General features: G+C 39.2%; 24 protein-coding genes and 1 pseudogene. 17 read left to right on the top strand and 8 right to left on the bottom strand.

What is annotated here, in order from left to right; genetic code table 11:
* Positions 1-20 precede the first annotated feature (20 nt).
* From V6E90_RS19995 to V6E90_RS19985, 3 genes are all read left to right on the top strand, one after another.
* Entirely contained in the window at positions 21-1,163 is a 1,143-nt protein-coding gene (locus tag V6E90_RS19995; RefSeq protein WP_332606290.1) for a fatty acid desaturase family protein, read from the top strand.
* Between the two features lie 97 nt (positions 1,164-1,260).
* On the top strand, positions 1,261-1,977 hold the full coding sequence (rph, locus tag V6E90_RS19990; protein ID WP_005277792.1) for a ribonuclease PH: 717 nt from the start codon (positions 1,261-1,263) through the stop codon (positions 1,975-1,977).
* Positions 1,978-2,285: 308 nt separating this feature from the next.
* Entirely contained in the window at positions 2,286-4,466 is a 2,181-nt protein-coding gene (locus tag V6E90_RS19985; protein WP_332606281.1) for a phosphocholine-specific phospholipase C, read from the top strand.
* Positions 4,467-4,534: 68 nt separating this feature from the next.
* Here the strand turns inward: V6E90_RS19985 and V6E90_RS19980 are convergent, their stop codons facing one another.
* The gene (locus V6E90_RS19980) at positions 4,535-4,771 is read right to left on the bottom strand and encodes a hypothetical protein (RefSeq protein WP_332606280.1); all 237 of its coding nucleotides are present in this window, start codon (positions 4,769-4,771) and stop codon (positions 4,535-4,537) included.
* A gap of 195 nt (positions 4,772-4,966) precedes the next feature.
* On the opposite strand from V6E90_RS19980, the gene V6E90_RS19975 reads away from it, so the two are divergent.
* A complete protein-coding gene (locus V6E90_RS19975) occupies positions 4,967-5,158 on the top strand; it encodes an ABZJ_00068 family colistin stress protein (RefSeq protein WP_065344109.1) in 192 nt (63 codons plus the stop codon).
* Here the strand turns inward: V6E90_RS19975 and nadC are convergent.
* The gene (gene nadC, locus V6E90_RS19970; protein WP_016542494.1) at positions 5,155-6,000 is read right to left on the bottom strand and encodes a carboxylating nicotinate-nucleotide diphosphorylase; all 846 of its coding nucleotides are present in this window, start codon (positions 5,998-6,000) and stop codon (positions 5,155-5,157) included. The two genes, V6E90_RS19975 and nadC, sit on opposite strands and share 4 nt — an antisense overlap.
* A gap of 145 nt (positions 6,001-6,145) precedes the next feature.
* On the opposite strand from nadC, the gene ampD reads away from it, so the two are divergent.
* Positions 6,146-6,739: a 1,6-anhydro-N-acetylmuramyl-L-alanine amidase AmpD gene (gene ampD / locus V6E90_RS19965; protein WP_023271047.1), complete on the top strand. Its 594-nt coding sequence runs from the start codon at positions 6,146-6,148 to the stop codon at positions 6,737-6,739.
* 62 nt (positions 6,740-6,801) lie between these two features.
* The gene (gene murJ, locus V6E90_RS19960) at positions 6,802-8,352 is read left to right on the top strand and encodes a murein biosynthesis integral membrane protein MurJ (protein WP_171068324.1); all 1,551 of its coding nucleotides are present in this window, start codon (positions 6,802-6,804) and stop codon (positions 8,350-8,352) included.
* 48 nt (positions 8,353-8,400) lie between these two features.
* Here the strand turns inward: murJ and V6E90_RS19955 are convergent, their stop codons facing one another.
* The 6 genes and pseudogenes from V6E90_RS19955 to V6E90_RS19930 all read right to left on the bottom strand — a co-directional run bounded on the left by V6E90_RS19955 (position 8,401) and on the right by V6E90_RS19930 (position 14,437).
* Positions 8,401-9,084 (bottom strand): FKBP-type peptidyl-prolyl cis-trans isomerase, encoded by a 684-nt coding sequence (locus V6E90_RS19955; protein WP_016542497.1) that lies wholly within the window; start codon positions 9,082-9,084, stop codon positions 8,401-8,403.
* A gap of 42 nt (positions 9,085-9,126) precedes the next feature.
* Positions 9,127-9,717, bottom strand: a pseudogene (locus tag V6E90_RS19950) (FKBP-type peptidyl-prolyl cis-trans isomerase); the annotation flags it as partial.
* A gap of 96 nt (positions 9,718-9,813) precedes the next feature.
* Positions 9,814-10,521, bottom strand: coding sequence for an FKBP-type peptidyl-prolyl cis-trans isomerase (locus tag V6E90_RS19945; RefSeq protein ID WP_016542499.1), 708 nt, complete (start codon positions 10,519-10,521; stop codon positions 9,814-9,816).
* A gap of 177 nt (positions 10,522-10,698) precedes the next feature.
* Positions 10,699-12,885 (bottom strand): polysaccharide biosynthesis tyrosine autokinase, encoded by a 2,187-nt coding sequence (locus tag V6E90_RS19940; protein WP_332606279.1) that lies wholly within the window; start codon positions 12,883-12,885, stop codon positions 10,699-10,701.
* Between the two features lie 17 nt (positions 12,886-12,902).
* Positions 12,903-13,331, bottom strand: coding sequence for a low molecular weight protein-tyrosine-phosphatase (locus V6E90_RS19935; protein WP_016542501.1), 429 nt, complete (start codon positions 13,329-13,331; stop codon positions 12,903-12,905).
* A 5-nt stretch (positions 13,332-13,336) separates the two neighbouring features.
* A complete protein-coding gene (locus V6E90_RS19930) occupies positions 13,337-14,437 on the bottom strand; it encodes a polysaccharide biosynthesis/export family protein (RefSeq protein WP_016542502.1) in 1,101 nt (366 codons plus the stop codon).
* Positions 14,438-15,070: 633 nt separating this feature from the next.
* Here V6E90_RS19930 and pseB point away from each other — a divergent pair.
* From pseB to V6E90_RS19875, 11 genes are read left to right on the top strand one after another with little or no spacing between them, the layout of a single operon-like run.
* Positions 15,071-16,069: a UDP-N-acetylglucosamine 4,6-dehydratase (inverting) gene (gene pseB / locus V6E90_RS19925; RefSeq protein WP_016542503.1), complete on the top strand. Its 999-nt coding sequence runs from the start codon at positions 15,071-15,073 to the stop codon at positions 16,067-16,069.
* Position 16,070: 1 nt separating this feature from the next.
* Positions 16,071-17,231: a UDP-4-amino-4,6-dideoxy-N-acetyl-beta-L-altrosamine transaminase gene (pseC, locus tag V6E90_RS19920; RefSeq protein WP_332606278.1), complete on the top strand. Its 1,161-nt coding sequence runs from the start codon at positions 16,071-16,073 to the stop codon at positions 17,229-17,231.
* Positions 17,232-17,233: 2 nt separating this feature from the next.
* Positions 17,234-17,926, top strand: coding sequence for a pseudaminic acid cytidylyltransferase (pseF, locus tag V6E90_RS19915; protein ID WP_332606277.1), 693 nt, complete (start codon positions 17,234-17,236; stop codon positions 17,924-17,926).
* A 3-nt stretch (positions 17,927-17,929) separates the two neighbouring features.
* Positions 17,930-19,027 carry a UDP-2,4-diacetamido-2,4,6-trideoxy-beta-L-altropyranose hydrolase gene (gene pseG, locus V6E90_RS19910; protein WP_332606276.1) on the top strand — a complete coding sequence of 366 codons (1,098 nt, stop codon included), beginning with the start codon at positions 17,930-17,932 and terminating at the stop codon, positions 19,025-19,027.
* Entirely contained in the window at positions 19,021-19,536 is a 516-nt protein-coding gene (pseH, locus tag V6E90_RS19905; RefSeq protein ID WP_332606275.1) for a UDP-4-amino-4,6-dideoxy-N-acetyl-beta-L-altrosamine N-acetyltransferase, read from the top strand. The genes pseG and pseH overlap by 7 nt, the downstream gene beginning before the upstream one ends.
* 1 nt (position 19,537) lies before the next feature.
* Entirely contained in the window at positions 19,538-20,590 is a 1,053-nt protein-coding gene (gene pseI, locus V6E90_RS19900) for a pseudaminic acid synthase (protein WP_016542508.1), read from the top strand.
* Positions 20,587-21,840, top strand: coding sequence for a lipopolysaccharide biosynthesis protein (locus V6E90_RS19895; protein WP_332606274.1), 1,254 nt, complete (start codon positions 20,587-20,589; stop codon positions 21,838-21,840). Before pseI ends, V6E90_RS19895 begins: the two co-directional genes overlap by 4 nt.
* On the top strand, positions 21,818-23,248 hold the full coding sequence (locus V6E90_RS19890) for a capsular polysaccharide export protein, LipB/KpsS family (protein WP_332606273.1): 1,431 nt from the start codon (positions 21,818-21,820) through the stop codon (positions 23,246-23,248). Before V6E90_RS19895 ends, V6E90_RS19890 begins: the two co-directional genes overlap by 23 nt.
* Positions 23,245-24,573 carry a DUF6418 domain-containing protein gene (locus V6E90_RS19885; RefSeq protein ID WP_016542511.1) on the top strand — a complete coding sequence of 443 codons (1,329 nt, stop codon included), beginning with the start codon at positions 23,245-23,247 and terminating at the stop codon, positions 24,571-24,573. Before V6E90_RS19890 ends, V6E90_RS19885 begins: the two co-directional genes overlap by 4 nt.
* 8 nt (positions 24,574-24,581) lie before the next feature.
* Positions 24,582-25,424 (top strand): glycosyltransferase, encoded by an 843-nt coding sequence (locus V6E90_RS19880; protein ID WP_332606272.1) that lies wholly within the window; start codon positions 24,582-24,584, stop codon positions 25,422-25,424.
* A gap of 12 nt (positions 25,425-25,436) precedes the next feature.
* Complete coding sequence (locus V6E90_RS19875) at positions 25,437-26,057, top strand: sugar transferase (RefSeq protein WP_065344122.1); 621 nt, start codon at positions 25,437-25,439, stop codon at positions 26,055-26,057.
* Positions 26,058-26,060 lie beyond the last annotated feature (3 nt).

Below are 26,060 nucleotides of genomic sequence, written 5' to 3'. Positions count from 1 at the left end.
TGAGGATGAATAGCATGAATATGGCATTAGAATTTAAGACTGTATCAAAGTCAGCGCATTTAACCCCTGAACAAGTAGAAGAGTTTGGTCGCCGTGTTGAGGAAATTCGCTTAGAGGTGATGCAAAATCTCGGCGAGCAGGATTCAAAATATATCTATAAAGTGCGTAATTTTGTACGTTATACCGAAATCGCGTCACGTGGCATGTTAATGTTCGGTGGCTGGATTCCACCGGTATGGTTGTTGGGAACCGCGATGCTGGGTGTGTCTAAAATCGTCGAGAATATGGAACTTGGACATAATGTGATGCATGGTCAGTTTGACTGGCTCAATGATCCAAGCTTGCGTGGCGAAGACTACGATTGGGATAACACCTGCTCAGGTAATGACTGGCGCTACACCCATAACTACATGCACCATACCTATACCAATATTGTCGGTAAAGATCATGACGTGGGTTATGGCATTTTACGCGTGACTGAAGATCAAAAATGGGAAGTTCGTCATTTGGCCAATATCCCATTGGCCTTACAGCTGATGTTCTTTTTCCAGTGGTATGTCGGTGTGCAAAACCTGCATTTAGAAGATGCGCTGGTCTATAAAACCAAAACTTGGAAACAGGTCTGGGCGGATGCGGCCGAGTTCCGTAAAAAAGCCAGACGCCAAGTGTTGAAAGACTATGTGTTCTTCCCAGCGATTGCCACCATCAACTTTATTCCAGTATTAGCAGGCAATGCCGTTGCGAATATCATGCGTAACTTATGGTCATCTGCGGTGATTTTTAATGGTCACTTTACCGAAGATGCTGAAACCTTTGAAGCGGATAATACCGAGAACGAAACCAAGGCGCAGTGGTACCTTCGCCAGATTCGGGGTTCAAGTAACTTCACGGGTGGCAAATGGATGCACTTTATGAGTGGAAACTTGAGCCATCAGATTGAACATCATTTATTCCCAGATATGCCAGCCAATCGTTATGAGCAAGTTGCACCACAAATCAGAGCCTTATGTGCTGAATATGGGGTGAACTATAACGAAGCTAACTTCATGAAACAGTTTTGGACGGTGTGGGTACGTTTAGCCAAATGTTCATTGCCCAATGATCTGTCAGCACAGTTGGCACAAGGGTGGAGCAACCTTAAGTCAAAGTTTAAGTTTGCTTAATTCGGTGAATTGTAACCAATAAGTAAAACTGAAAGCATACGTAATTGAGCTATACTATGGCGCAATGATATTTGAGCCATAGTTTTAAGGAAACGTTATGCGTATTGACCAAAGAACATTAGACCAATTACGTGAGGTCAAAATTACCCGTAACTATACTCGTTACGCAGAAGGCTCAGTTTTGGTTGAGTTTGGTCATACCAAAGTGTTGTGTACCGCAAGCATTGAGAACTCAGTCCCTCGTTTCCTCAAAGGTCAGGGCCAAGGTTGGGTCACTGCGGAATATGGCATGTTACCGCGTTCTACCCATACCCGTAGCGATCGTGAAGCGGCGCGTGGTAAGCAAACAGGTCGTACCCAAGAAATTCAACGCCTGATTGGTCGTAGCTTACGTGCTATGGTGGATTTGAAGAAATTGGGTGAGAACACCATTACCATCGACTGTGATGTAATCCAAGCCGATGGCGGCACACGTACTGCAGCGATTACCGGCGCAGCCGTGGCTTTGGTTGATGCGATGAATGTATTGCTCAGCAACAAAAAAATTAAACAAGATCCATTAAAAAGCTTAGTCGCAGCAATTTCAGTCGGGATGTATCAAGACGAAGTGCTACTCGATTTATGCTACGAAGAAGATTCAAATTGCCAAACCGATTTAAACGTGGTGATGACTCAGGCAGGCGAATTTATTGAAATTCAGGGAACGGCAGAAGACAAACCGTTTACGCGCCAACAGTGCAATGCCATGTTAGAGCTTGCAGAAAAAGGAATCGCGGAATTGATTCAGAAGCAACAGCAGGCACTCGGTTGGTAAACTCCAGTTGATAGTGCGGGCGGTCTGGTTTTTTTAGACCGCCTTTTTTTTATCTATTTTTTTGTCATCGAATTGCGATCAAATCATCATCGAACTGTCATTTAGATTGTATTGACTATCTGCACTGATATTTAACGGATAGTCAAATGCGAAATTTCTTTTTAGCGTTACTTGCTGGCAGCTGCGTGTTACTCAGCGCTTGTAACGACAGTGACGACAATAATAACTCAACGTCAAATCCGCAGCCGCCACAGCCAAGCTGCAAAATCCACTGTGCACCCTAACAATAAAAATAAGGAAATGAGTTCATGAATCGTCGTGATTTTTTATTAAATTCAACCAAAGCTTTATTTGGAACAGCCGCACTGACCAGTTTTCCCATGAGTATTCAAAAAGCCCTTGCGATTGATGCCAAGGTCGAGACAGGGACGATTAAAGATGTCAAACATGTGGTGATCTTGACCCAAGAAAACCGCTCTTTTGATAATTATTTTGGCACTTTGAAAGGGGTACGCGGTTTTGGCGACCGCTTCACCATTCCTTTAAGCCAAGGCCGTAAAGTTTGGGCACAGTATGATGCCAACAAGAATACCGTCTATCCGTATCATCTCGACAGCAGTCGTGGCAATGCACAGCGCGTCCGTGGTACGCCACATTCTTGGACTGATGGTCAATTTGCTTGGGATCACGGCCGTATGGGCAGTTGGGTGCAGTATAAGCAACCGCAATCGATGGGTTATTACAAACAACAAGAAGTCGAATTTCAGTTTGCCTTAGCCAATGCCTTTACCCTATGTGATGCTTATCACTGTGCCATGCATACCGGCACTAACTCGAACCGTATGTTTATCTGGACGGGAACCAATGGCCCAACAGGTGCCAATGTCGCCAGTGTGGTCAATGATCTCGATGCCATTGGCCCATCGACCACAGGTTATGACTGGACCACTTATCCTGAGCGTTTACAGCAAGCAGGGGTTAGCTGGAAGGTGTATCAAAATATGCCCGATAACTTTACTGATAATCCATTGGCCGGGTTTAAACAGTATCGCCGTGCCAATGAGTTATCTGGCAAACCTGTCAATAACAGCAGCATTTGTCCGCCTTATGATCCAGCAATTGATGCTCAGCAACCTTTGTACAAAGGCATTGCCAATACCATGCCCGATGGTGGTTTCTTGGGGACATTCAAGGAAGACATTGCCAAGGGACAATTACCGCAAGTGAGTTGGTTGGTGGCGCCTGCCACCTATAGTGAACATCCAGGGCCATCAAGCCCCGTGCAAGGGGCATGGTATATCCAAGAAGTATTGAATGCACTCACCGAGCGTCCTGAGTTGTGGAGTCAGACCGTTTTTCTGATTAACTTTGATGAAAATGATGGTTTCTTTGACCATATGCCTTCACCAAGCGCACCGTCAATGGATACAGCAGGTACGGTCTATGGTAAGTCGACACTGAGCAAAGAACAGATGTCTTATGAATATGCGACACATGCCAAAGCCTCTGATGGACAGCCTGATTTCACCGACCCGAACGTCAGTAATGGGGTCGGGGTCTATGGACCGGGGATTCGTGTGCCGATGTATATCATTTCACCGTGGAGTCGGGGGGGCTGGGTCAATTCACAAGTGTTTGATCACTCCTCGGTGATTCGCTTCTTGGAACAATGTTTTGATGTGAAAGAGCCGAATATCAGTCCTTATCGTCGTGCAGTGTGTGGTGATTTAACCTCAGCATTTAACTTTAAAACGCCAAACTTACTGCCTATGCCTGATTTATCTGGGAAGAAGAGCAAAGCTGAGGCCGATGCGATTCGTAAAGCACAGGAAAGTTTGGCGCCAGTCAGCCGTCCGCTCAGCCAGACCGATCCAGTGCAGGAGATGGGGATTCGTCCATCACGGGCATTGCCTTATATACTGCATAGTAGTGCCAAAGTTGATGCCACAGCCAAAACAGTCAAACTGATGTTCTCGAATACCGGCACACATGCGGCCGTGTTCCATGTCTATGACAAATTGAATCTGGATGCCGTTCCACGCCGTTATATGGTGGAAGCAGGTAAGCAACTGGATGATATTTGGCAGACTAAAGACAATCAGTATGATTTGTGGGTGTTGGGACCAAATGGTTTTCACCGTAGCTTTAAGGGTAATCTGACGCAGACAGCTCAAATTCAGGCACTCCCTGAAATTCGCGTCTGTATGGAAGAATGTGACCCTAAACTGTTTTTAAAAGTGCGTAACGATGCTGCAAAAACAGTGAAACTGGTGGTCAAAGCCAATGCCTACCTGGTCAATAAAACTTGGCAAATTGAAACGGCCACGACTGAAAAAGAACTGAGCTGGGACATGACTGAGTTTGGTGGTTGGTATGATTTTACCGTCACGATTGAAAATGATCCGAGCTATAGTCGCCGTTTTGCGGGTCGTATTGAAACCAATGAGGACTCAATTTCTGATCCTTATATGGGCTTTTCGGGCAGCTAAAGCTGTTAGGGCACATGTTAAATCAGCAGTTTAAGCAAATGCTTAAACTGCTTTTTATGAGCTGAAAATTAGCGCAGTAAGACATAAAGACACAGTGCAAGCAGCAGCAACACACTGAAAAAACCCACCACAAATACTTCAGTACTGTCAAAATCTACCCGTTGCCCCAGACGATAACAGCGAACCACCCCATAGCCAATGCTACGAATGAAGCCTTCCAAAATAATCTCAAAAATCAGATCAATGATGAGAAAACGGAACAGCTTAAACAGCACATGAAACACAGCTTCGAACAGGCTATCCATCGTTATTATTTTAATAAATTGAGCTGCTTAGCATTTTAAGCTTACATAGAGCGAAATGAAAGTAGACACAAACACATCATCGTCAACAAATAGCGCACTGAGCATTTGCATGTTGTAACAAAGCCCTCAGATTTGGCTCATGTTGCTTTGATAGATTGAACACAAATTGAAATGAAGTATTTTTAGGGGATAACGATGTTACAAGTTTTTCTAGTTTTACTGACCGCAGTAACGTTTGTGCTGATGGCGGCAGATCCACGACCGGCTGATTCGACCGAAGCCAAATCAGCGTGGAGTGAGCGAGTTGCAACAACGCAACCAATTCAGACAGAGACGGCTGCTCAGCAACAGCCTATAAAGCAGCAAAAAGACCTTGATCAGGCTTAAGCGTTAAAACGCATCGATAAATCAACGGCACGCACGTCTTTGGTCAATACGCCCATTGAAATGTAATCCACGCCAGTCGTTGCCACTTCACGTAAATTGTCGATGGTAATGTTACCTGAAGCCTCTAATTTACAGCGCCCTGCAACATGTTTGACCGCATCAATCATCTGTTGCTGGCTAAAGTTATCCAGCATCACAATATCCGCACCTGCTTCAAGTGCTTGATTGAGCTCATCCCAAGTTTCGACTTCCACTTCGACTGGTTTACCAGGTGCAATTTCATGTGCTTTACGAATCGCTTGTGCAATGCCTCCTGCGGCCATGATGTGATTTTCTTTAATTAAGAAAGCATCAAACAAACCTAAACGGTGATTTTGTCCGCCACCGATGGCAACCGCATATTTTTGTGCAATGCGTAGACCAGGCAAGGTTTTACGGGTATCCAGCAGTTTGGTGTGTAGACCCTCGAGTTGTTGCACATAGCTTGCTGTTTTTGTTGCAACTGCAGACAGCGTTTGGATGAAATTCAGTGCAGGGCGCTCTACGGTAAGTAAACTACGTGCTGAACCTGCCAGTTTTAAAAAGGCTTCATTTGCCGCAATTACATCACCTTCTTGTTTTAACCAAGTCACTTGAACTGAGCTGTCATAGGCTTGAATCAAGGCATTAACCCAAGGTTGACCCGCCAATACCATCTCTTCACGGCTAATAATGGTGGCTGTGGCTTGTTCATCAGCTGGTGTGAGCAGGGCGGTGATATCGCCCTCGCCAATATCTTCCTGTAATGCTTGTTGAATATTGATTTGAATAGATTGTTCAAGCAAAGATTGAGGAATACTCATACCAGTTCCAGTATATGTTTGACTAAAAAACGTGTGCCATATATTAACACCCTCCCCATAAAAAATAAGTATTTGATCTCGATTATTCGTGATAAAGCATGTCAGAATGAGTGAGATAAATATTCAATTGCTGATTCGAGTCACCATGCAACACGCTAGATTTGCTCAAGTACAAGATGGAATCTTAGAGGGTGCAACTCAAATTGCCTCGCCTAATTTTAATGCGCGCCCTCTCGATACCGAGATCCAATTGATCGTTATTCACAATATTAGTTTGCCGCCCTCACAGTTTGGTGGCGGCTATATCCAGCAATTCTTTCAGAATCAACTGGATTGGTCGGTACATCCTTATTTTCAAACCATTGAAGGGATGCAGGTCTCAGCACATCTGTTAATTTTGCGCACAGGCGAAGTGATTCAGTTTGTGAATTTTAATGATCGTTCGTGGCATGCTGGTCGTTCCAGTTACCTTGCACAAAAAGAATGTAATGATTATTCGATTGGGATTGAGCTGGAAGGGAGTGATGATTTGCCTTTTGAACCGGAACAATATCAAGCTTTAGTTGAAGTGGTCCGTACCTTGCAACAGGCTTATCCAAAGATTCAACATCATATTGCAGGTCATTCTGACATTGCGCCAAAACGTAAAACCGATCCAGGTGAACACTTTGATTGGCAATTATTCCGAAATTTACTGGCTCAACAAAAATTAGCCGAAAAAACAGTATCGGATTTATAATTTCACAACGAAATCTGTTCGGACTTTCATTACAATAACGCTTTTTAAAAGATAAGCCGTAGGTGAATGCGATGGCATTGTGGCGATCGACTGTAATTGTCAGTGCAATGACGATGTTATCTCGAGTGTTGGGTTTAGTCCGTGATGTGGTGCTACTCAATGTATTTGGTGCAGGTAAGGACTTCGATACCTTCGTTGTTGCCTTTCGTATTCCCAACTTTTTTCGACGCTTATTTGCAGAAGGGGCTTTTTCCCAAGCCTTTATTCCAGTTCTGACTGAATATAAGACCAGCCGTGCCCATGCCGAAGTCCAGATTTTAATTAGTCGGGTGTTTGGCTGTTTGCTCACGGCCATGTCTTTATTGACCTTTGTGGCGATGGTGGCTGCACCAGCGATTATTTATTTATATGCGCCAGGCTTCCATAACGATCCTGAGAAATTTGAACTCGCTGTCGATATGTTTCGTCTGACCATTCCCTACTTAATGTTTATGTCATTGACGGCTTTTGCCAGCAGTATCTTAAACAGTTATGGCTCATTTGCTTCACCCGCATTTTCGCCTGTATTGCTGAATGTGGCGATGATCGCAGGGGCGTGGTGGTTAACGCCGTATATGGCGGAACCGATTATGGCGCTGGGCTGGGCGGTGGTCGCGGCGGGTGTTCTACAGTTGGCGATTCAGATCCCTGAATTATGGAAAAAGAATTTACTGATTCCACCTAAAGTCGATTTCAAACATGAAGGGGTGGATCGTATTTTAAAACTGATGTTACCCGCTTTGTTTGGGGTGTCAGTGACTCAGATTAATTTATTATTAAACACCATCTGGGCATCGTTTATGCAGGATGGTTCGGTGTCATGGCTATACAGTGCTGAACGTATGACCGAGTTACCATTGGGACTGATTGGTGTTGCAATTGGTACCGTGATTTTACCTTCATTGTCGGCGCGTCATGCCGAGCAGGATCAGAGCAAATTTAGAAGTATGATCGACTGGGCGGCCAAGGTGATTATGTTGGTTGGTATTCCTGCCAGTATCGCGCTATTTATGCTATCAACCCCAATTATTCAAGCCTTATTCCAACGTGGTGAATTTACCGTGGAAGATACGCGAATGACTGCCTTGGCCTTGCAATGTATGAGTGCAGGGGTGATCTCATTTATGTTGATTAAAGTCTTCGCACCAGGTTTTTATGCACAGCAAGATACCAAAACACCTGTCCGTGTTGGTTTAATGGCGGTTGCAGCCAATGCCATTTTAAACGTGGTGTTTATTGGCTTTTTTAAATTGATTGATTGGCATGCCGAGCATATGGCACTGGCATTGGCATCTTCAGGTTCTGCTTTGGTCAATGCGGGGATGTTATATTTCTATTTGCATAAACGTAATATTTATCGTTTTGGTGCGCATTGGAAGAAATTGGTATTTCAATATGCGGTTGCCAATATCGCCATGATTGCAGCCTTGTGGTACGGTTTAACCTGGTATCAAGGCGATATTTCGCAATGGCTACGTATTGCTGAAGTGATTGGCTTGTGTGTCATTGGTGTCGTTGCTTATGCACTAGGATTATTGGCCACGGGTTTCCGACCAAGACACTTAAAACCTTAAATGATATTGATTTAAAAAATTAAACCCTCCATGTGGAGGGTTTTTTTATTATTTCACTTCAAGTAATTCAATATCAAAAATTAAGGTGCTGTTGGGCCCAATCGCATCGCCAGAACCGACATCACCATAAGCGAGATTTGCGGGAATAAAGAAACGGCTTTTGCCACCTTCCTTCATGGTTTGAACACCCTCAGTCCAACCTGAGATGACCTGACTCAGCTTGAACTCAAGTGGATGGTTACGTGCAATTGAACTGTCGAACACGGTGCCATCCAGTAAACGGCCTTCATAGTTTACTTTAACCGTTGACGTCGCTTTGGGTGATTTACCTTGACCTTGCTGTAACACTTGATACTGCAAACCTGATTTGGTTGTGACAATATCTGCTTTCTTGCCATTTTCAGCTAAGAAGGCTTTGCCTGCTTGATCATTTATTTGTGCTTGTTCTTGAAACTCAACCAGTTGTTTGGCCTCTAGGCGCTTTTTATATTGATTTAGAACTGTCGCCATTTCTTCATCGGTTAATGACGCTGCTTTCCCTTGAATGGCTTCTTGCAAACCTTGTACAAAGGTTTCGATATTTAAATCTTTTAAGGTTTCGGCATTGCCACGCCCCATAAGATAACCGTAGCTATAGCCCAATTGATCTTTTTGTGAGCTCTTTTGTGTAATGGGTGCAGCCTGAACCGTTCCGAGGGTTGCAGTAATTAAAATGAGCGCTAATCTTTTCATTATTTCTTCCAAAAATAAAGGAGAGCACAGGCTCTACTTGAATCACTGACGAACAGCGATTAATTCTACATCAAAAATTAAGATGCTATTGGGTGGGATCGAAGCAACCCCTTGTTCACCGTAACCTAAGTTCGCAGGAATATAAAGTGTTGCCTTACCGCCTTCTTTCATCAACTGTAAGCCTTCAGTCCAACCGGCAATGACTTGATTCAGTGGAAATTCAATCGGTTCACCTCGCTCATAAGAACTATCAAAGACAGTTCCATCGATCAGTTGACCTTTATAATTTACTTTGACAGTAGAACTTAGCTGAGGTGACTGGCCTTTACCCACTTGCGTCATTTTATACTGTAAGCCTGATGCTGTCGTTTTGACGCCTTCTTTTTTAGCATTCTCTGCAAAAAACCGTTGACTAACGACTTCTGCCTGCTTAGAAGCTTGGCGTTGTTGTTGTTCTAGGGTTTTTTGGAATTCAGAATAAGCGACTTTTAATTCCTCATCGGTATAAGTTGCAGGCTTTTTGGCATAGGCATCGCGTATCCCTTGAATAAAGGATTCTACATTTATTTCAGATGGTATTTGTTGTTTAATCTCATAACCTAAAGCATAGCTAATTTTATCAACAGGTGCTGCCTGAACGGTTCCGATGGCTGTACTAATTAAAATGAGCACTAATCTTTTCATTATTTTTTCCAAAAATAAGGAGAGCACAAGCTCTCCTTAAATCATTTACTTAACAGCGATTAATTCAACATCAAAAATTAGCGTGCTATTTGGTGGGATCGAACCAGGAACGCCTTGTTCACCGTAGCCTAAGTTTGCTGGAATATAGAATGTTGCCTTACCACCTTCTTTCATCAGTTGTAAGCCTTCCGTCCAACCCGGAATCACTTGATTGAGTGGGAATTCAACGGGCTCACCACGGTCATAAGAGCTATCAAACACTTTACCATCAGTGAGTTGGCCTTTGTAATGGACTTTTACAACAGACGTTGCAGCAGGTTGCTTACCTGTGCCTTCTTTGGTGATTTTATATTGTAAGCCAGAAGCTGTGGTTTTCACGCCTTCTTTTTTAGCATTTTCTGCTAAGAAACTATTGTTGGTCGCTTCTGCTTTTTTAGTCTCATTGGCTTGCTTTTGTTGGAGCTCTTTTTGGAATTCGACATAAGCCGCTTGTAACTCTTCTTCTGTGTATGCCGCAGGTTTTTGAGCATGTGCATCACGGAAGCCAGTAATAAACGCACTGGTTTCTAATTCAGGTGGGGTTTGTTTTGCGACTTCATAGCCTAATGCATAACTGATTTTTGCAACAGGTGCAGCATTTTTGTCAGCTTTAGCACCAAGTTCAGTTGTTGGGTTTTTAGTAGCATAGTAAACAGGAACTAGCGCTGCACCGCCTAAAACGGCTGCGACAACGAAAGGTAAAGCTTTACTCATGAGATGTCCCAAAGTGAGATTTTAATAAAAAATATACTCTTGATCTTAGCATGTATAAGCTTAGGCATTGAATAATTAACAGCAAAAATGCGTGAGTTTTTTATAAGATTTATGTGTTTAAGTATAAAAAAACCAGATCATGTGATCTGGTTTTCTAACAAGCAAATGGTGATTGGCTTAATCCTCTTTATGCGCTTTATACGCATATGAATAGTTATAACCGTAACCATATCCTGCACTTGAACGCTGGATATCATTCAGGATAAAGCCATTGACTTTCACATTGGCTTGCTCAAAGCGATTCAAACTCAGTTCAAGTTCCTTCATTTGCGACTTGGCATAACGCGCAACAAGTAAATTCACACCTGCATATTGAGAAATAATAATACCATCTGTGACTGCTAACACAGGTGGAGTATCAATAATGATATGATCATATTGTTGGCTGAGTTGCTCCAATAAGGCTTTAAATTGTTCTGAACCGAGCATTTCAGATGGATTGGTTGGGCTTTTACCTCGTGTAATCACATTTAAACCAACCACATCCGTTTGGTGGATGACTTGGTTTAAATCAGCAAGATGACTTAAATACTCAGACAAACCTGGTTTTACATCTATATTAAAATATTTATGCATATAGCCACGACGCATATCCGCATCGATCAGTAAGACTTTTTTATTACTTTGAGCAAAAATTGTGGCTAGGTTGGTTGAGATAAACGATTTACCAACTTCAGGCGAAGGGCCTGCAATCATAATGATATTATTTTTAGCACTTGCTAAGGCGAAATGAATCGCGGTTCGAATACTACGTAAGCTTTCAACAGCAATATCATCACTATGTTTAACAGCAAGAATAGGAATAGATTTCTTTTTCTTTAAAATGTTGATACGTGTTTCTTGAACGGGTGAACGCGGTACAGTGGCATAAACTGGAAGATCAAACTCACTCTCAATTTGAGTTGAATCTTTTACGCCTGTGCGCAACATATTACGTATTAGAGCAATTAAGACCCCAATAAAACCACCAGCCAAAATGGCAAGAATCAAAACCAGGAGTTTTTTCGGTTTAATTGGTTCAACGGGCTGAATTGCGGTATCGACAATACGAACATTACCAATCTCACCTGCTTTGGCAATACGCAGTTGTTGGTAGGAGTTTAACAATGCAGTGTAGAGTTGGGTTTTGACTTCAACTTCACGATACAGTTGTAGATATTGTCTTTGCACATCTGGCAATTGTTTTAAGGTATTGTTTAATTCAGCGATTTGTTTATTTAATGCAGTAATTTGAGCATTGATTTCACGCATTGCCGGATGTTGGGCTGTGTACTTGGCTGCGAGGTCTGCTTGTTGTTGTTGTAATTCAATTTTTTTGGTTTCTAAGGCAATACTTTGGGTCAGATACAGTTCAGACTCTTTGGTGACATCGACAGTATTATATTGTTGACGGAATTTATTGAAGACACGCTCGGCATCATCCAGTTGCTTTTTAAGCTCAGGGAGCTGTTCATCAAGAAATTTTAAAGTTTGTGCTGACTCAGCTGAACGACGTTCAATGTTTTGTGCGCTATAGGTCACTAAGATTGCATTTAAGACTTTGGTGATATGCTCTTGATCTTGTCCTTGATAGCTGAGACCTAAAATACCAGTGAGTTTTCCTCTTTCTGCAACGGAATAGTTAGAACTTAGTGTATCAACAGCCGCAGGCATAGATAAATTTTTAATATTATAGGCTGTATCTAATAATTGATCCTTTGTAAAAATGCCAACTTTCCATGTGCCTTTAGCCCCCATGACTTGATTTAACTGATTAAGGGGGACTGTTAGGATGACCTCTTCAGTTTTAGGGTCGGTTAAACGTAAAGACTGTTTATCAAAATTCAGAGAGAGTTGCTTGTCGAGGTAATAAGAAGGCACTTCAAATTGACGGATTTCAAAGCTTTTGAGACCATCGTTAAATATCACTGAGTTTTTTGTATAGTTCGTTTGATAATCTGTATTGTTTAATAAACGATGACTAAGAGTGTCTTCGGTACTCGAAATTTCAATATTAAGATGTAAATCTTTAATAACCGACCCTAAAACCAGACGAGATTTTAAAATTTCAATTTCAGCTTGAGCTGGTGATTTTTGCTCAATCATTTGAGAAAGATCACCTAAAAGAGCAGCGGATGCTCCTTTACTGTCTTCAACCTGCACTAAAGCATCAACAGAATAGGTGTCTGGTGTAACACGGAGATACAGTAAAGCGATGACTAAGCTTAGAATAATACACAATGCAACGAGCTTCCACTGCGCGATGAGGGCAAAGAACAGCTCTTTGAGGTCAATGGTATCTTCAGTATTGGTATTTTGGCTCATAATCTTAATCTAAAAAGTTAAATATAATTTTTCCAGTCAGTAACGCACTGTTGAATTAGTTGACAGGTATTATCAAAAAAAACTTGATCGTGTTGGTAGGGGTCAGGGACGTTTTTATTTTGCCAATGCCCAAGCCGAAACACTTTCCCTTTTGCAAATGGCCATGTTTGCTCAATATGCTTTTGTTGATTGTTGCTCATCACTAAAATCAGATCTGCCTGTTTCAGCAGTTCTGCATTGAGTTTCTTTGCAATATGTGGACTCATATCAATATTTAAGCGCTGCATACACAGTTGTGCCTTGTCATCGGCGGCATGTCCAATCAACCCAGAAATACCTGCAGATTCAATCTGCATTTCTGGGTATTGTCGTTTAAGTAGATATTCCGCCATTGGGCTGCGGCAAATGTTACCGACACAAACAACCAGAATTGTTTTAATATCCATTTTAATTATTGTCCCAAACGGTCTATGTTATATAACGCACTAGAGAAAGGAACAACTTGGTTGATCACACGCTGCCAACGAGTTAGGCCTGTTGCATCGACATAAACAATATCATTACTACGCAGTCTAAATTGATTGGCCAGACCAAAGTCGCCCAGACTCATTAAGTTTAAATGATAGAGTTCGGTATGACGATCATTAGGATTGGTTCTTAACACATAGATGCGGCTAGCACTAGCAGAGTTTGGGTTTAAGCCCAAGCTTTCACCTAAGGCATCGCTGAGGGTCATGCCTTGATCGCGCATAGGTAAAGCCTGATTTTTACCTGATTCACCCATCACATAGATTTTTTGATTTTCTCTAGGACTGACATAAATCGTATCATTCGGCTGTACCAGTAATTTGTGCAGGGAGTAGCCCGATTTTTCGAGTGCAATGGTATTGAGGTCATAAGTGATACCATTGCGAATCAGTTGAATAAAGGTATTATCGCCTTTATCTGTCACGCCACCCGCCATGCCCAAGGCGGTATAGATACTAATAGGTTGATCATTGAGGAAGAACTGTCCGCCTTTAAGTACACTGCCTTGGACCGAATAGCGTTGCCCTTGATAAGACAGTACACGTACAATCACATCAGGATTTTTAAGGTACTGAGCAAATTGGCTACGCAGGTCATTATTCAACTGAGCCAATGTTTTCCCCGATGCTTTATAGCGACCCACTAAGGGGATTTGTACAAAACCGTTATAGTCAATCGGATAGCCATTGGCCTGAATCGATTGATCGTTGGTCAGGTTATTGACTGGCGGCGTAATTTCAGGATAAGCCCACAGTTGAATCGAGAGTACATCACCAGGACTCAAGCGATAAGCGAGTTGTTGTTGTTTAAAAAGCGTCGAGTAATTATTTCGATAATCAATTTGAGCGGGTTGAATCGCTGGTAGATTGTCTTGGGTAATTTTTATAACATTAACATTGGTTCCTTGGTCGGTAGTGTATACGCCTTCACTCGGAATATCATGTGTTTGCAAGCCTGAAGTCACAGCACAAGCTGTCGCACTAAGACTAATCGCAAGAATGGAAAAAAGTTGGTAATGCTTCACACTCGACCCTTGAATAGTTATATCTGTTGTCACACAACAACATATCTTTGGACTTAGAATTCGGCTCATTCTAGCTGAAAAAGTTTAAAAAAGCACAGAAGAATCATTTCGGTTTGTAGGTTTAGTATTACTAAACTGATAGCTATAAGTAGAAACACATTCATCATACAATTGAAATGCGGCATTCATAAAAAATTTGCTATAGTACGCACGATGATGAATATGCGACATTAAAGGCTGAAACAATTATTTTGATCCAGAGAAAAGCTGTATTAGAGTAGTGGCTACTTAACATACAGCATGTTGAGATTATGAAGATATAGTAATTATTGCTTTTATGGCATATAGGGTTGCCAAGCTATTTTTATTATGACGACATCAAAATATGGATTGTTCTGCCCTTAAAAAAGCAAGTTATATACTCACTAGGGATGATGACAGGTGATTAAGAAGTAATATTACTGGCTATAAGTTGATTGTACGATTTGTAAAAGCCTGTACACAAACAGAGATGGGTAAAAAAGCGATATATTCTGTGAATTGAACTTGAAGCGTGTTTTAAACGGGTTTGAAACACATGCTCGGTTCTGATTTAGTTAATTAATAATTCAATTGTTTGAAAATGAGGAAGAGATGTTACAAGATTCAACAATACTGGTAACAGGTGGAACAGGTTCTTTTGGTAATACATTTATCCCAATGACATTGGCGAAGTATAACCCTAAAAAAATAATTATTTTTTCTCGCGATGAAATGAAGCAATGGGAAATGGCGAAGAAATTCAAAGATGATAGCCGTGTTCGTTTTTTCATTGGCGATGTTCGCGATAAAGAGCGTTTATATCGCGCATTAGATGGTGTGGACTATGTTGTGCATGCTGCTGCTACAAAAATCGTCCCTACGGCTGAATATAATCCTTTCGAATGTATTAAAACAAACATCAATGGTGCCATGAACCTTATTGATGCTTGTATTGATAAAAATGTAAAAGGTGTCGTGGCTCTTTCAACAGATAAGGCAAGTAGCCCAATTAACTTGTATGGTGCAACAAAACTTGCATCTGACAAACTATTTGTTGCTGGTAATGCATATTCTGGTGAACATGGCACGAAATTTTCAGTGGTTCGTTATGGGAATGTCATGGGCTCTCGTGGGTCTGTGATTCCTTTCTTTATGTCAATTAAAGATAAGGGTGTATTGCCAATTACTGATGATCGTATGACGCGCTTTATGATCTCGTTAGAGCAGGGTGTAGAGCTTGTTTGGCACGCATTTGAAGACATGGTTGGGGGAGAGATTTATGTGAAAAAAATTCCTTCAATGAAAGTCACTGAACTTGCTAGCGTTGTTGCACCAGAAGCGAAACAAGAAGTTGTCGGCATTCGACCTGGTGAAAAACTACATGAGCAAATGATTAGTGTTGAAGACGCTTATTATACTTATGAGTATCCAGAACATTATAAAATCTTACCAGTGATTAATGACTGGGCTGAAACACAAGAGCGTATTAAAGACGGTAAACGCGTTCCAGAAGGTTTCCATTATTCTAGCGATAACAATACTGAATGGATGAGCCCAGAAGATTTGCAAAACTGGTTAGTTCAAAATGCTGAGAAAGTAGGAAATATCTAATATGTTTATCCCTTATGGCAGACAAAATATAAATCAGGCTGATGTTGATGCAGTTGTTCAGGTTCTTCAATCTGATTTCTTAACACAAGGACCACAAGTTCCTTTGTTTGAAAAGTCAATCGCAGAATTAGTTGGGGCGAAACATGCCTTTGCTATGAATAGTGCGACATCAGCTTTGCATGTGGCTTGTTTGGCTTTGGGATTAAAACAAGGAGATGTCCTTTGGACATCTCCTATTACTTTTGTTGCATCGGCAAATTGTGCTTTGTACTGTGGAGCCGATGTTGATTTTGTAGATATAGACCCAGATACGTATAATCTTTCAGTGACTGCTTTAAAAGCAAAGCTGGAGCTTGCAAAACAAAATAATAAACTACCCAAAATCGTAGTGCCTGTGCATTTGTGTGGGCAATCCTGCGATATGGAAAAGATTCATGCGCTCTCGTTAGAGTATGGATTTAGTATTATTGAAGATGCCTCTCATGCGATTGGTGGTAAGTATAAAGACCAGTATATTGGTTCTAATCAATATTCTGATATTACGATTTTCAGCTTCCATCCAGTTAAAATTATTACAACTGCAGAAGGTGGAATGGCACTGACCAATAATGACGAATTGGCGAAGAAAATTGACTTGTTGCGAAGCCATGGTGTTACAAGAAACACTGAGTTTATGACGAAGCCTTCAGAAGGTCCTTGGTACTATCAACAGGTTGAGCTGGGTTACAATTATCGCATGACTGAATTACAGGCAGCGTTGGGCGTTACACAGTTGGCTCGCTTAGAAACGTTTGTTGCTAAGCGACACGAGATTGCTAAAAAATACAATGAATTATTTAAAGATTTACCTTTAATCACACCGTATCAATTACCAGACACATATTCTGGATTGCATTTATATGTAATTCGTTTAATGCAAACAGAGTTAAGTAAAGGCCGTAAAGAAATCTTTGAAGCATTGCGAGAAAAGGGTATCGGCGTAAATGTTCATTACATTCCTGTCCATGTTCAACCTTATTATGCGCAGTTAGGCTTTAAGCAAGGCGATTTCCCAGAAGCAGAAGCTTATTATGAAACAGCAATTAGTTTACCGATGTTTCCTGATTTGAATGATGAGCAAATCCAGTATATCTACCAAACACTAAAAGAGGTTTTGGTATAACAATGCAACTGGCTGTTATTCCTGCACGAGGTGGAAGCAAAAGAATCCCTCGTAAAAACATTAAAGACTTTTATGGTAAGCCGATGATCGCATGGTCTATAGAGGCGGCATTGAAAAGTGAATGTTTTGATGAGGTGTGGGTTTCAACTGATGATGAGGAAATTGCTGATATTGCAAGACAATATGGAGCAAAAATTCCATTCATGCGGCCTGCTCATTTGTCCGATGATTTTGCAACAACTGCTGATGTCATGCAGCATGCAACACACGCTTTTGCACAATTGCAGGGACAACGACCAGATTATGTCTGTTGCCTATATGCAACAGCACCATTTGTACAAACAGATGATTTGAAAACTGGGCTCAAGTTGTTGCAAAACCATCCGCTAGATTATGCATTTAGTGCAACAACATTTGCGTTTCCGATTCAAAGAGCAATTAAATTAAATCAAGATGGAAATGTTGAAATGTTCCAGCCTGAAAACTTTAATAAACGCTCTCAAGATTTGGAAGAGGCATGGCATGATGCTGGCCAGTTTTATTGGGGAACTGCACAGGCATGGTTAGACAAGTCTGTAATTTTCTCTAATAGATCAAGAATTGTTGAATTATCTAGAACACGAGTTCAGGATATTGATACTCCAGATGACTGGCATCGTGCAGAGTTGATGGCACAATTATTATTAGACGTATAAACGATGAAGTTTTGTTTTCGAGCTGATGCATCTTTACAAATAGGTTCAGGGCATGTGGTACGTTGTTTAACGATAGCAGACGCTTTGGCTAGACATGGACACGAGGCCTATTTTATATGTCGCGAGCATCACGGTAATTTAATTGAGTTTGTTAGACAACGTGGTTATGCCGTCTATACCTTAGCTGAACCTGTGCTTAATACCAGTTCTGAGTTGTCCGAATACCAACGCTGGTTAGGGGTAACAGAACAAAAAGATGCTCAAGAAACATTAGCAATTTTAACTGAACAGCCTGTAGATTGGATTATTGTTGATCATTATGCTTTGTCCGCAGTATGGCAACAAGTTGTTCGTCCGCTAGCTAAACGCATTGTCGTTATTGATGATTTGGCAAATCGTTTACATGATGCTGATATCATTTTGGATTGTGGCTTAGCAAATACATCTTCAGATTATGAGAAATTAAATAACCGTAAAGGCCATTATTTAATGGGGCCACGCTATGCTTTATTGCGCCCCGAATTTCGTAGCAAACGATTATGGCTAGAGCAGCATCCAAAAACCTATCACCATGATAAGTTAAAAATTTTGGTGAATTTAGGTGGAATAGATAAAGATAACTTAACAGGCAGCGTGTTGGACGTTTTATCACGTAGTCCACAGCAACAGCATTTATCTATTACTGTCGTCATGGGGGTAAATGCACCTTGGAAAGAGTCTATTCTGGAGCAATCAAAGAATTTACCATTCAGCAATCATATTTTGATTAATGCCAATAATATGGCAGATTTAATGCTTGAGCATGATTTAGCAATAGGTGCTGCTGGTAGTACAGCTTGGGAGCGAAGCTGTTTAGGCCTGCCTACAATTATGATTTGTATGGCAGATAATCAGAAAATGATAGCAAAATATTTACATGATCTAGGGGTAACGATCTCCCTAGATCAAACAGAAATTGATGCAAAGCTATTACAGATATTACAACAGCTTGATCAAGAACGATTGCAACTCATGCATCAAAAAGCCTTAGCTATTACGGATGGTATTGGTGCAGATTTATTGTTGCAAATCATTTTTTCTGAGGAATTTAATGCATGTTAGATCTAAAAGATGCACAGCTCAGAGTATTGAGTGATGATGATCTGGAAATGGTACTGCAATGGCGTAACCATGATGATATTCGCAAGTGGATGGTTAACTCGGATGTAATTACTTTAAGTGACCATCTTGCTTGGTTTGAGAGAAATAAGAATAGAGCTGACCGCTTGTTCTATATTTTTGAATATCAGCAGCGACCGCAAGGCTACATCTCTTTTGTTGCTATTCCAAATAGTACGGCATATGAGTGGGGCTTCTATGTGAAACCTGATGCAGAAAAGGGAATGGGGCATTTATTAGGGAGCGCTGCATTAACCCTTGCATTTGAGGAGCTTGGACTCGATAAGATTTTTGGTCAGGTTTTGGCATTTAATGAAAAATCATTAAGTTTCCATAAAAAAATGGGTTTTGTCCAAGAGGGTTTGTTGAGAAAGCATTTCAAAGATCATCGAGGCACATTTGATATATATCAGTTTGGTTTGCTACAAGCAGAATGGTTAGAGGATAAATGAAATGAGCAAAAAAATTACAATTAATAATCGTGATATTGGTACAGGCTTTCCACCGTATATTATTGCTGAGCTTTCTGCAAATCATAACGGTAGCTTAGATACGGCACTCAAAATTATTGAAGAAGCCAAGCGCTGTGGTGCCGATGCGATTAAATTACAAACTTATAGCGCAGATACCATCACACTAAATAGCCAAACTGAAGAGTTTATGATTCGTGGTGGTTTATGGGATGGCCAGTCTTTATATGAACTTTATCAAAAAGCTCAAATGCCATGGGAATGGCACAAGCCACTTTTTGAGCATGCACGTGCTTTAGATATCACGATTTTTAGTTCCCCATTTGATAAAACAGCAGTAGATTTACTTGAAGATCTGAATGCCCCTGCATATAAAATTGCTTCTTTTGAAGCGGTAGACTTGCCATTAATTAAATATGTGGCTTCGACAGGGAAGCCAATGATTATTTCGACTGGAATGGCAGACAAAGATGAGATCGGTGAGGCAATTCAAGCTGCTTATGATGGTGGTTGTAAGGAGCTTGTGGTTCTACACTGTGTAAGCGGTTATCCTGCACCTGCAGAAGATTATAATCTATACACCATGGTCGATATGGCAAAATCTTTTAATGTGCCAGTCGGACTTTCTGACCATACACTAGATAATACGACTGCAATTACGTCTGTTGCTTTGGGTGCATGTCTCATCGAAAAGCATTTTACGCTAGATCGTAAAGGGGGCGGGCCAGATGATAGTTTCTCTTTAGAGCCAAAAGAACTACAGCAGTTGTGTCAAGGTGCTAAAACGGCTTGGCAAGCACTGGGCAATGTAGATTACGGTAGAAAGTCTAGTGAACAAGGAAATGCTCAATTTAGACGTTCACTTTATTTTGTCAAAGATTTAAAAGCTGGCGATATTATTGATGAATCTTGCATTCGTAGTGTACGACCTGGTTATGGTTTACCACCAAAATTTTATGATGAACTTTTAGGAAAAAGAGTTAATCAAGATATTTCAAAAAATACAGCTACAAGTTTTGATTGTATTGATAGATGAAAAAACATTTATTATCCATATTTAATCTAGCAGTACGAGGATTAAATTTAGCCAGTAAATTTATTTTAATTGTTTTTCTGGCTAAATTTTTAACAGTTGCAGAGCTAGGATTATATGGGTTGATTGCTGCGACAATTAATTTTGCTATGTATTTTATCGGGCTTGATTTTTATGTTTACAGCAATCGAGAACTACTGAAAAGTTCAGATACTCAAAGAAATACTATTGTGAGTAGTCATGCACAACTGCTATGTTTTGCTTATCTATTTGCTTTACCTACTTTGTCTATTATTTTCTTTAAAGATTTTTTGTCACTGGAATACCTTATTTCATTTTATGGACTAATTATACTTGAGCATTTAAATCAAGAGTTTACGCGTTTATTAATTGTGTTGAAAAAACCAATTAGCTCTAATTTGCTGTTGTTTGTACGCTCTGGTGGTTGGAGTTTTATTATAATTCTCATGCATTTTTTGCATGTTAATTTAACTTTAATGGATGTTTTAAATGTTTGGATAATTGCTGAAGTATTATGTTTTGTATTAAGCATTATTCTGCTTTATCGAGAGCAGGTTCGTCTTTACTTATTTCAACAAGTGAATTGGAGCTGGATCTGGAAGGGGCTAAAAATTTGCTTGCCTTTTATGCTAGGTACTTTGGCTGTACGCGCAATATTTACTGGTGATCGCTACATACTAGAATATTTTTATGACGCTAATATTTTAGCAGCGTATGTCTTTTTTGCTTCGTTAGCTGCTGCAACAATGAGTTTTATGGATGCAGCAGTTTTTTCATTTGATTACCCTGAACTAGTGAGATCAATGAATACACGAGACAATAAGCATAGGGAACTTATAAAGAAACTATATAAAAAAGTAGCGTTTTTATTGGTTTTGATTAATTTTAGCGCATATATTTTTATTGATTTATTGTTGAAGCTAATTGGAAAAGATATTTTTAATTCTTATCTAAATTACTTTTATTTGTTAATGTTAGTGCAGGTCTTATATGCTTTTAGCATGATCCCTCATTATATTCTATATGCCTTGGATGCAGATAAGCCTATTATTGTAACTCAAATATCTAGTTTAGTTATCTTTCTTTTATTCTGTTTTGGTCTGATTGGATTGTTGCGGGAAGATTATGGGATATTTGTTGCACTATTAGTTTCATTCTCTTTCTTGTTTTTGTCGAAATATATCTATTCTTGGAGATTGTTAAAGAGATATGAACATTCTTATTCTAGTTAATCCCGCGAAAAATTATAAATATTTTTTCTATAATGTTGCTAAATCGTTGGTGGATTTAGGTCATAGTGTATATTACGCATATGATACGGAAAAAAATAAAATTTTATTTCCAATTCCTGAAATAGATGAATCCTCTAACAGTTACTTTTTCGACGTTTTTTTTAAAAATAGTCAAGAAGAAAGCTTTCAATCTAATGGTGAGTTTCTTTTTGATTGTACTTGGGGGGAGTATTTTTATTCAGATTTTGATCGATTTTTAACTCATGGTTATAATTTGGAAAAAGATGCTGAAGAGTGGGTAAAGATCCGTAAAAAGATGGATAGTTTTTTTTATAAAATTATAACAGAAAAAAATATCGACCTCGTGTTGTATGAAAATATTTCCAATAGTTTTGAGTACTCAGCATATAGAGTAGCTCAAACGTTAGGTAAAAAGTATTTTGGTTTAATTGCATCACGTATACCTGGACGTTATGAAATTCAAACTTCTATTATTGATGATTTATTAGTAGATTTAGAGCAGGTGAAGAAAAAGCCGCTTACAGAAGAAGAAATAAGTTGGTATAAAGATTATAAATCTAATATTAATAAAATCGAACCCGACTATATGAAACAAAATGGTTTAGATAATGTTTCTTTGTTGAATAAGGTGAGTTCTAATATTTTTTATAAAATTCTCAGGTCTATAAAAGCTGATATTAAATATGGAGCAAGCTCAGATTATGCTAGTGGGCTTCTGTTTTTGAGAATTTTGTCGGCTTTGAAAGTTGCTATAAATAGAAGATTAAACCATAAAAAAACAAAAAAATACTTTTTGAAGGTGAGTGAGGTTAATGATATTAAACAGCAACATAGGTTTTATGTCTATCCTATGCACTATCATCCTGAATCATCAACGTCAGTATTAGCCCCTCAATATACGAATGAGTATCACAATATATTAAATATTTCTAATAATTTGCCGTTTGGGCAATATTTGTATGTGAAAGATCATAGAAGTGCTATAGGCTTAAACTCCGATGAGTTTTATCGAAAAATTTCAGCATTGCCTGCAGTTAGATTAATTCCCGCAGAGTATAACATTAAGGATTTAATAAAATATTCTGCTGGTGTGATTACGGTTAATAGTACTGCTGGTTATGAAGCTCTTATCTTAGGTAAGCCTGTATATTTATTAGGAAATGTTTTCTATCAAAATTTTTCTAATGTTGCTCGTCTAGAAAATTTTGATAGTCTTAAATCTTGTTTAGAAAACCCCACTGCTTTTACAGAGAGCGTGGCAGATATTGTTGCTTATAGACGTGTAACCTATGAGGGGATTCTTAACTTTAATATGGTTGAGTACGATAAGAATAAACATTTCTTTGATCAACTTTCAAAAAATATAGAAGAAAAGATGTCAATATGAATTTGCTAATAATATCTATTCTGACTTTTATATTGTTGGGAATAAACATTTCTATTTCTAATGAAGTGCCAACTATGCGTATTTATGTTGATTATTTTTCAATAATTATATTGGTATGCTGGTTTGTAGCTGTGGTTAAGAGAGTTAAAGTTCCATTTTTATCTAATATTTATTTCTGTTTAACTGTCTTAACTACAGTCTGTATTTCTATAATTTTAGAGCACGGCATTTTTCTTACGGAAATCCAAGAAATTACATACAGAACTGGTCTGCCTACACGGGCTGCAATGCAAGTCTTTCTTTTATTTGGAGGACTTTTTTTGGGGTATTCTTGTCTTGATAGGTATATTAGAAAAATCGAGTTTTTTAGGTTTGACTCTTATTCTAATTTTTTAATAGAAAGATCTTTTGTTGCAGTAGTTATTATAAGTTTCTTGACGCTATTAGGTATTTTTTTAATTTATGGTTTCCCTTTTTTAATGAGTTTACATCGGCAGAATTATTGGGCATCTTATGCTCCTGAATGGGGGGCTACATTAGTTAATGCAATAATTCAATTTAACCTTGGATTGGGGTATTTGTTCTATAAGAAAAAATCAAAAATATATCTAAATTTAATGTTAATATCTATTTTTGTTCTTTTTTGCGCTGGTGTTCGATTTACTGGAATAATAACAACCCTATTTTTGTTTTTCACCCCCTTTATTGTCTTAAATGCAAACTCAGTTAGGCTTCTTAATAAGAAAGTAATAGTTGCATCAGGTTTTATTCTTAGTTTTGTTGTGGTTGGGATTTTTCTAGGGTTCCAAAGCTTAGATGATGTTTCAACATCTGAAAGATTTTTTACTCGTGTAAGCTTGCAACCACAGATGTGGTGGATTACTGATTTAAATTCCTCTGTTTTTCCACGTGATATATATTTAGCTTTTGTTCATTATTTAGGTTTTGGAGCCGAACCAAAATCAGTTGGTCCATATTTTTTTATGTATCAATTTGCACCTACATATGTTGCTGAAAGTTTATTTGAAACTGGAAGTACTTTTACATCAGTTGGTGTTTTTAATCATGTGTATTTTTTTGGTTATTTTCTTGGTGGCCTATTAAATTTCATATACGGATTAGTTTTAGCTTTTTGTACTTGGCTGTTTGTTAGTTCTGTTAGATCTAATAATTTAATAATTGTTCTGCTAGTTTTTAGGCTAATGTATACTATGCAGATTGTTATTGTTTCTGCTACAAATTACCAATTATTTACTTTTAAATACCTTTTATTCCTGTTGGTAATCATGCTTTTAATAGTGCTGTCTATGCGGAAAAATGTATAAGGTGTTATATGTTTAATGGTTTTTTCTTCTCAGTATTGGCCTCTTTATATCATAAAGAGAATCCTGTTTATTTAGATAGTTGTTTGAAAAGCATTTGGGATAATCAAAATTTAAAACCAAATGAAATTGTATTAGTACTTGATGGTCCCATAGGTGGAGAACTTACTGCTTGCGTACAAAATTGGCAGTCAAAAATTGGTGAGACGCTAAAAATTATCGCACTCCCTCAAAATGTTGGACTTGGAAAAGCATTAAATGAAGGTTTAAAACATTGTAGTTACGATTGGGTCTTTCGTATGGATACGGACGACATCTGTACCGCTGATCGTTTTGAAAAGCAGGCGGCTTTCATACAACAGCATCCAGATGTAGTATTGTTTAGTGGGCAGGTGATGGAATTTGATCAGGATATCTCTGATGCCAATGTTTTGAAAGCTGTACCACAAACTTATGAAGAAATTAAAGAATTTGCAAAAAAACGATGCCCTTTTAACCATATGACTGTTGCTTACAAACGTGAAGTTATTTTAGCTCTTGGTGGATACCAACATCACTTGTTCATGGAGGACTACAACTTATGGTTGCGTGTGATCGGTAACAATCATAAAGTGGCGAACTTGCCAGATGTTCTGCTATATGCTCGTGTTGGCAATGGTATGCATGCACGTCGTAAAGGTTTCGAATATATTAAAAGTGAAAAACAGTTACTAGATTTAAAGAAACAGCTAAAGTTACAAAATCCTCTATATGCTAACATGCTGTTCTTGGTAAGGTCTGCATTTAGGCTGTTGCCAGCAAATATGCTAGGGAAAATTTATAATAGCTTTCTTCGTAAAGATATTAAAAAATGAGTGAATGAAAATATGAAGCGCTTAGTCGACATAGTTATCTCTTTAATAGCTTTAGTAGTGTTGTCGCCAATATTTATAATTGTAGCTTTTAAGGTACGTAAGAATCTAGGATCTCCAATATTCTTTTATCAAGAAAGACCTGGGAAGGACGGAAAATTATTTAAAATGATCAAGTTCCGTTCAATGAAGGATGCTTTTGATGCAGAAGGAAATCCATTACCTGACGAAGCTCGTATAACACCGTTTGGTCAAAAACTACGTTCAACCAGTCTAGATGAAATGCCGCAGCTACTGAATGTATTAAAAGGCGACATGAGTGTGGTCGGACCTCGTCCAATGCTCAAAGATTTTGTTGAACTATATTCCCCAGAACAAGCACGTCGCTTAGAAGTCCGTCCTGGAATGACAGGACTGGCTCAAGTGAGTGGGCGTAATGAACTGGATTATGAAGAACGATTCAAATGTGATGTGTGGTATGTTGATAATCACAATACTTGGGTTGACTTTAAATTGATGTTCCAGACCGTTAAAGTGATGTTGAGGAGAGAGGGAATTAATGCTCCTGGTCATGTTGGACCCTCACTGTTTAAGGGAAATGGATCTCAAGATAATGTTGACCAATCTGTGAAGTAACGA

The sequence above is a fragment of the Acinetobacter sp. ESBL14 genome (assembly GCF_036668815.1).
Lineage (GTDB): Bacteria > Pseudomonadota > Gammaproteobacteria > Pseudomonadales > Moraxellaceae > Acinetobacter > Acinetobacter gyllenbergii.
This window is presented reverse-complemented; position numbering and strand designations above follow the sequence as displayed.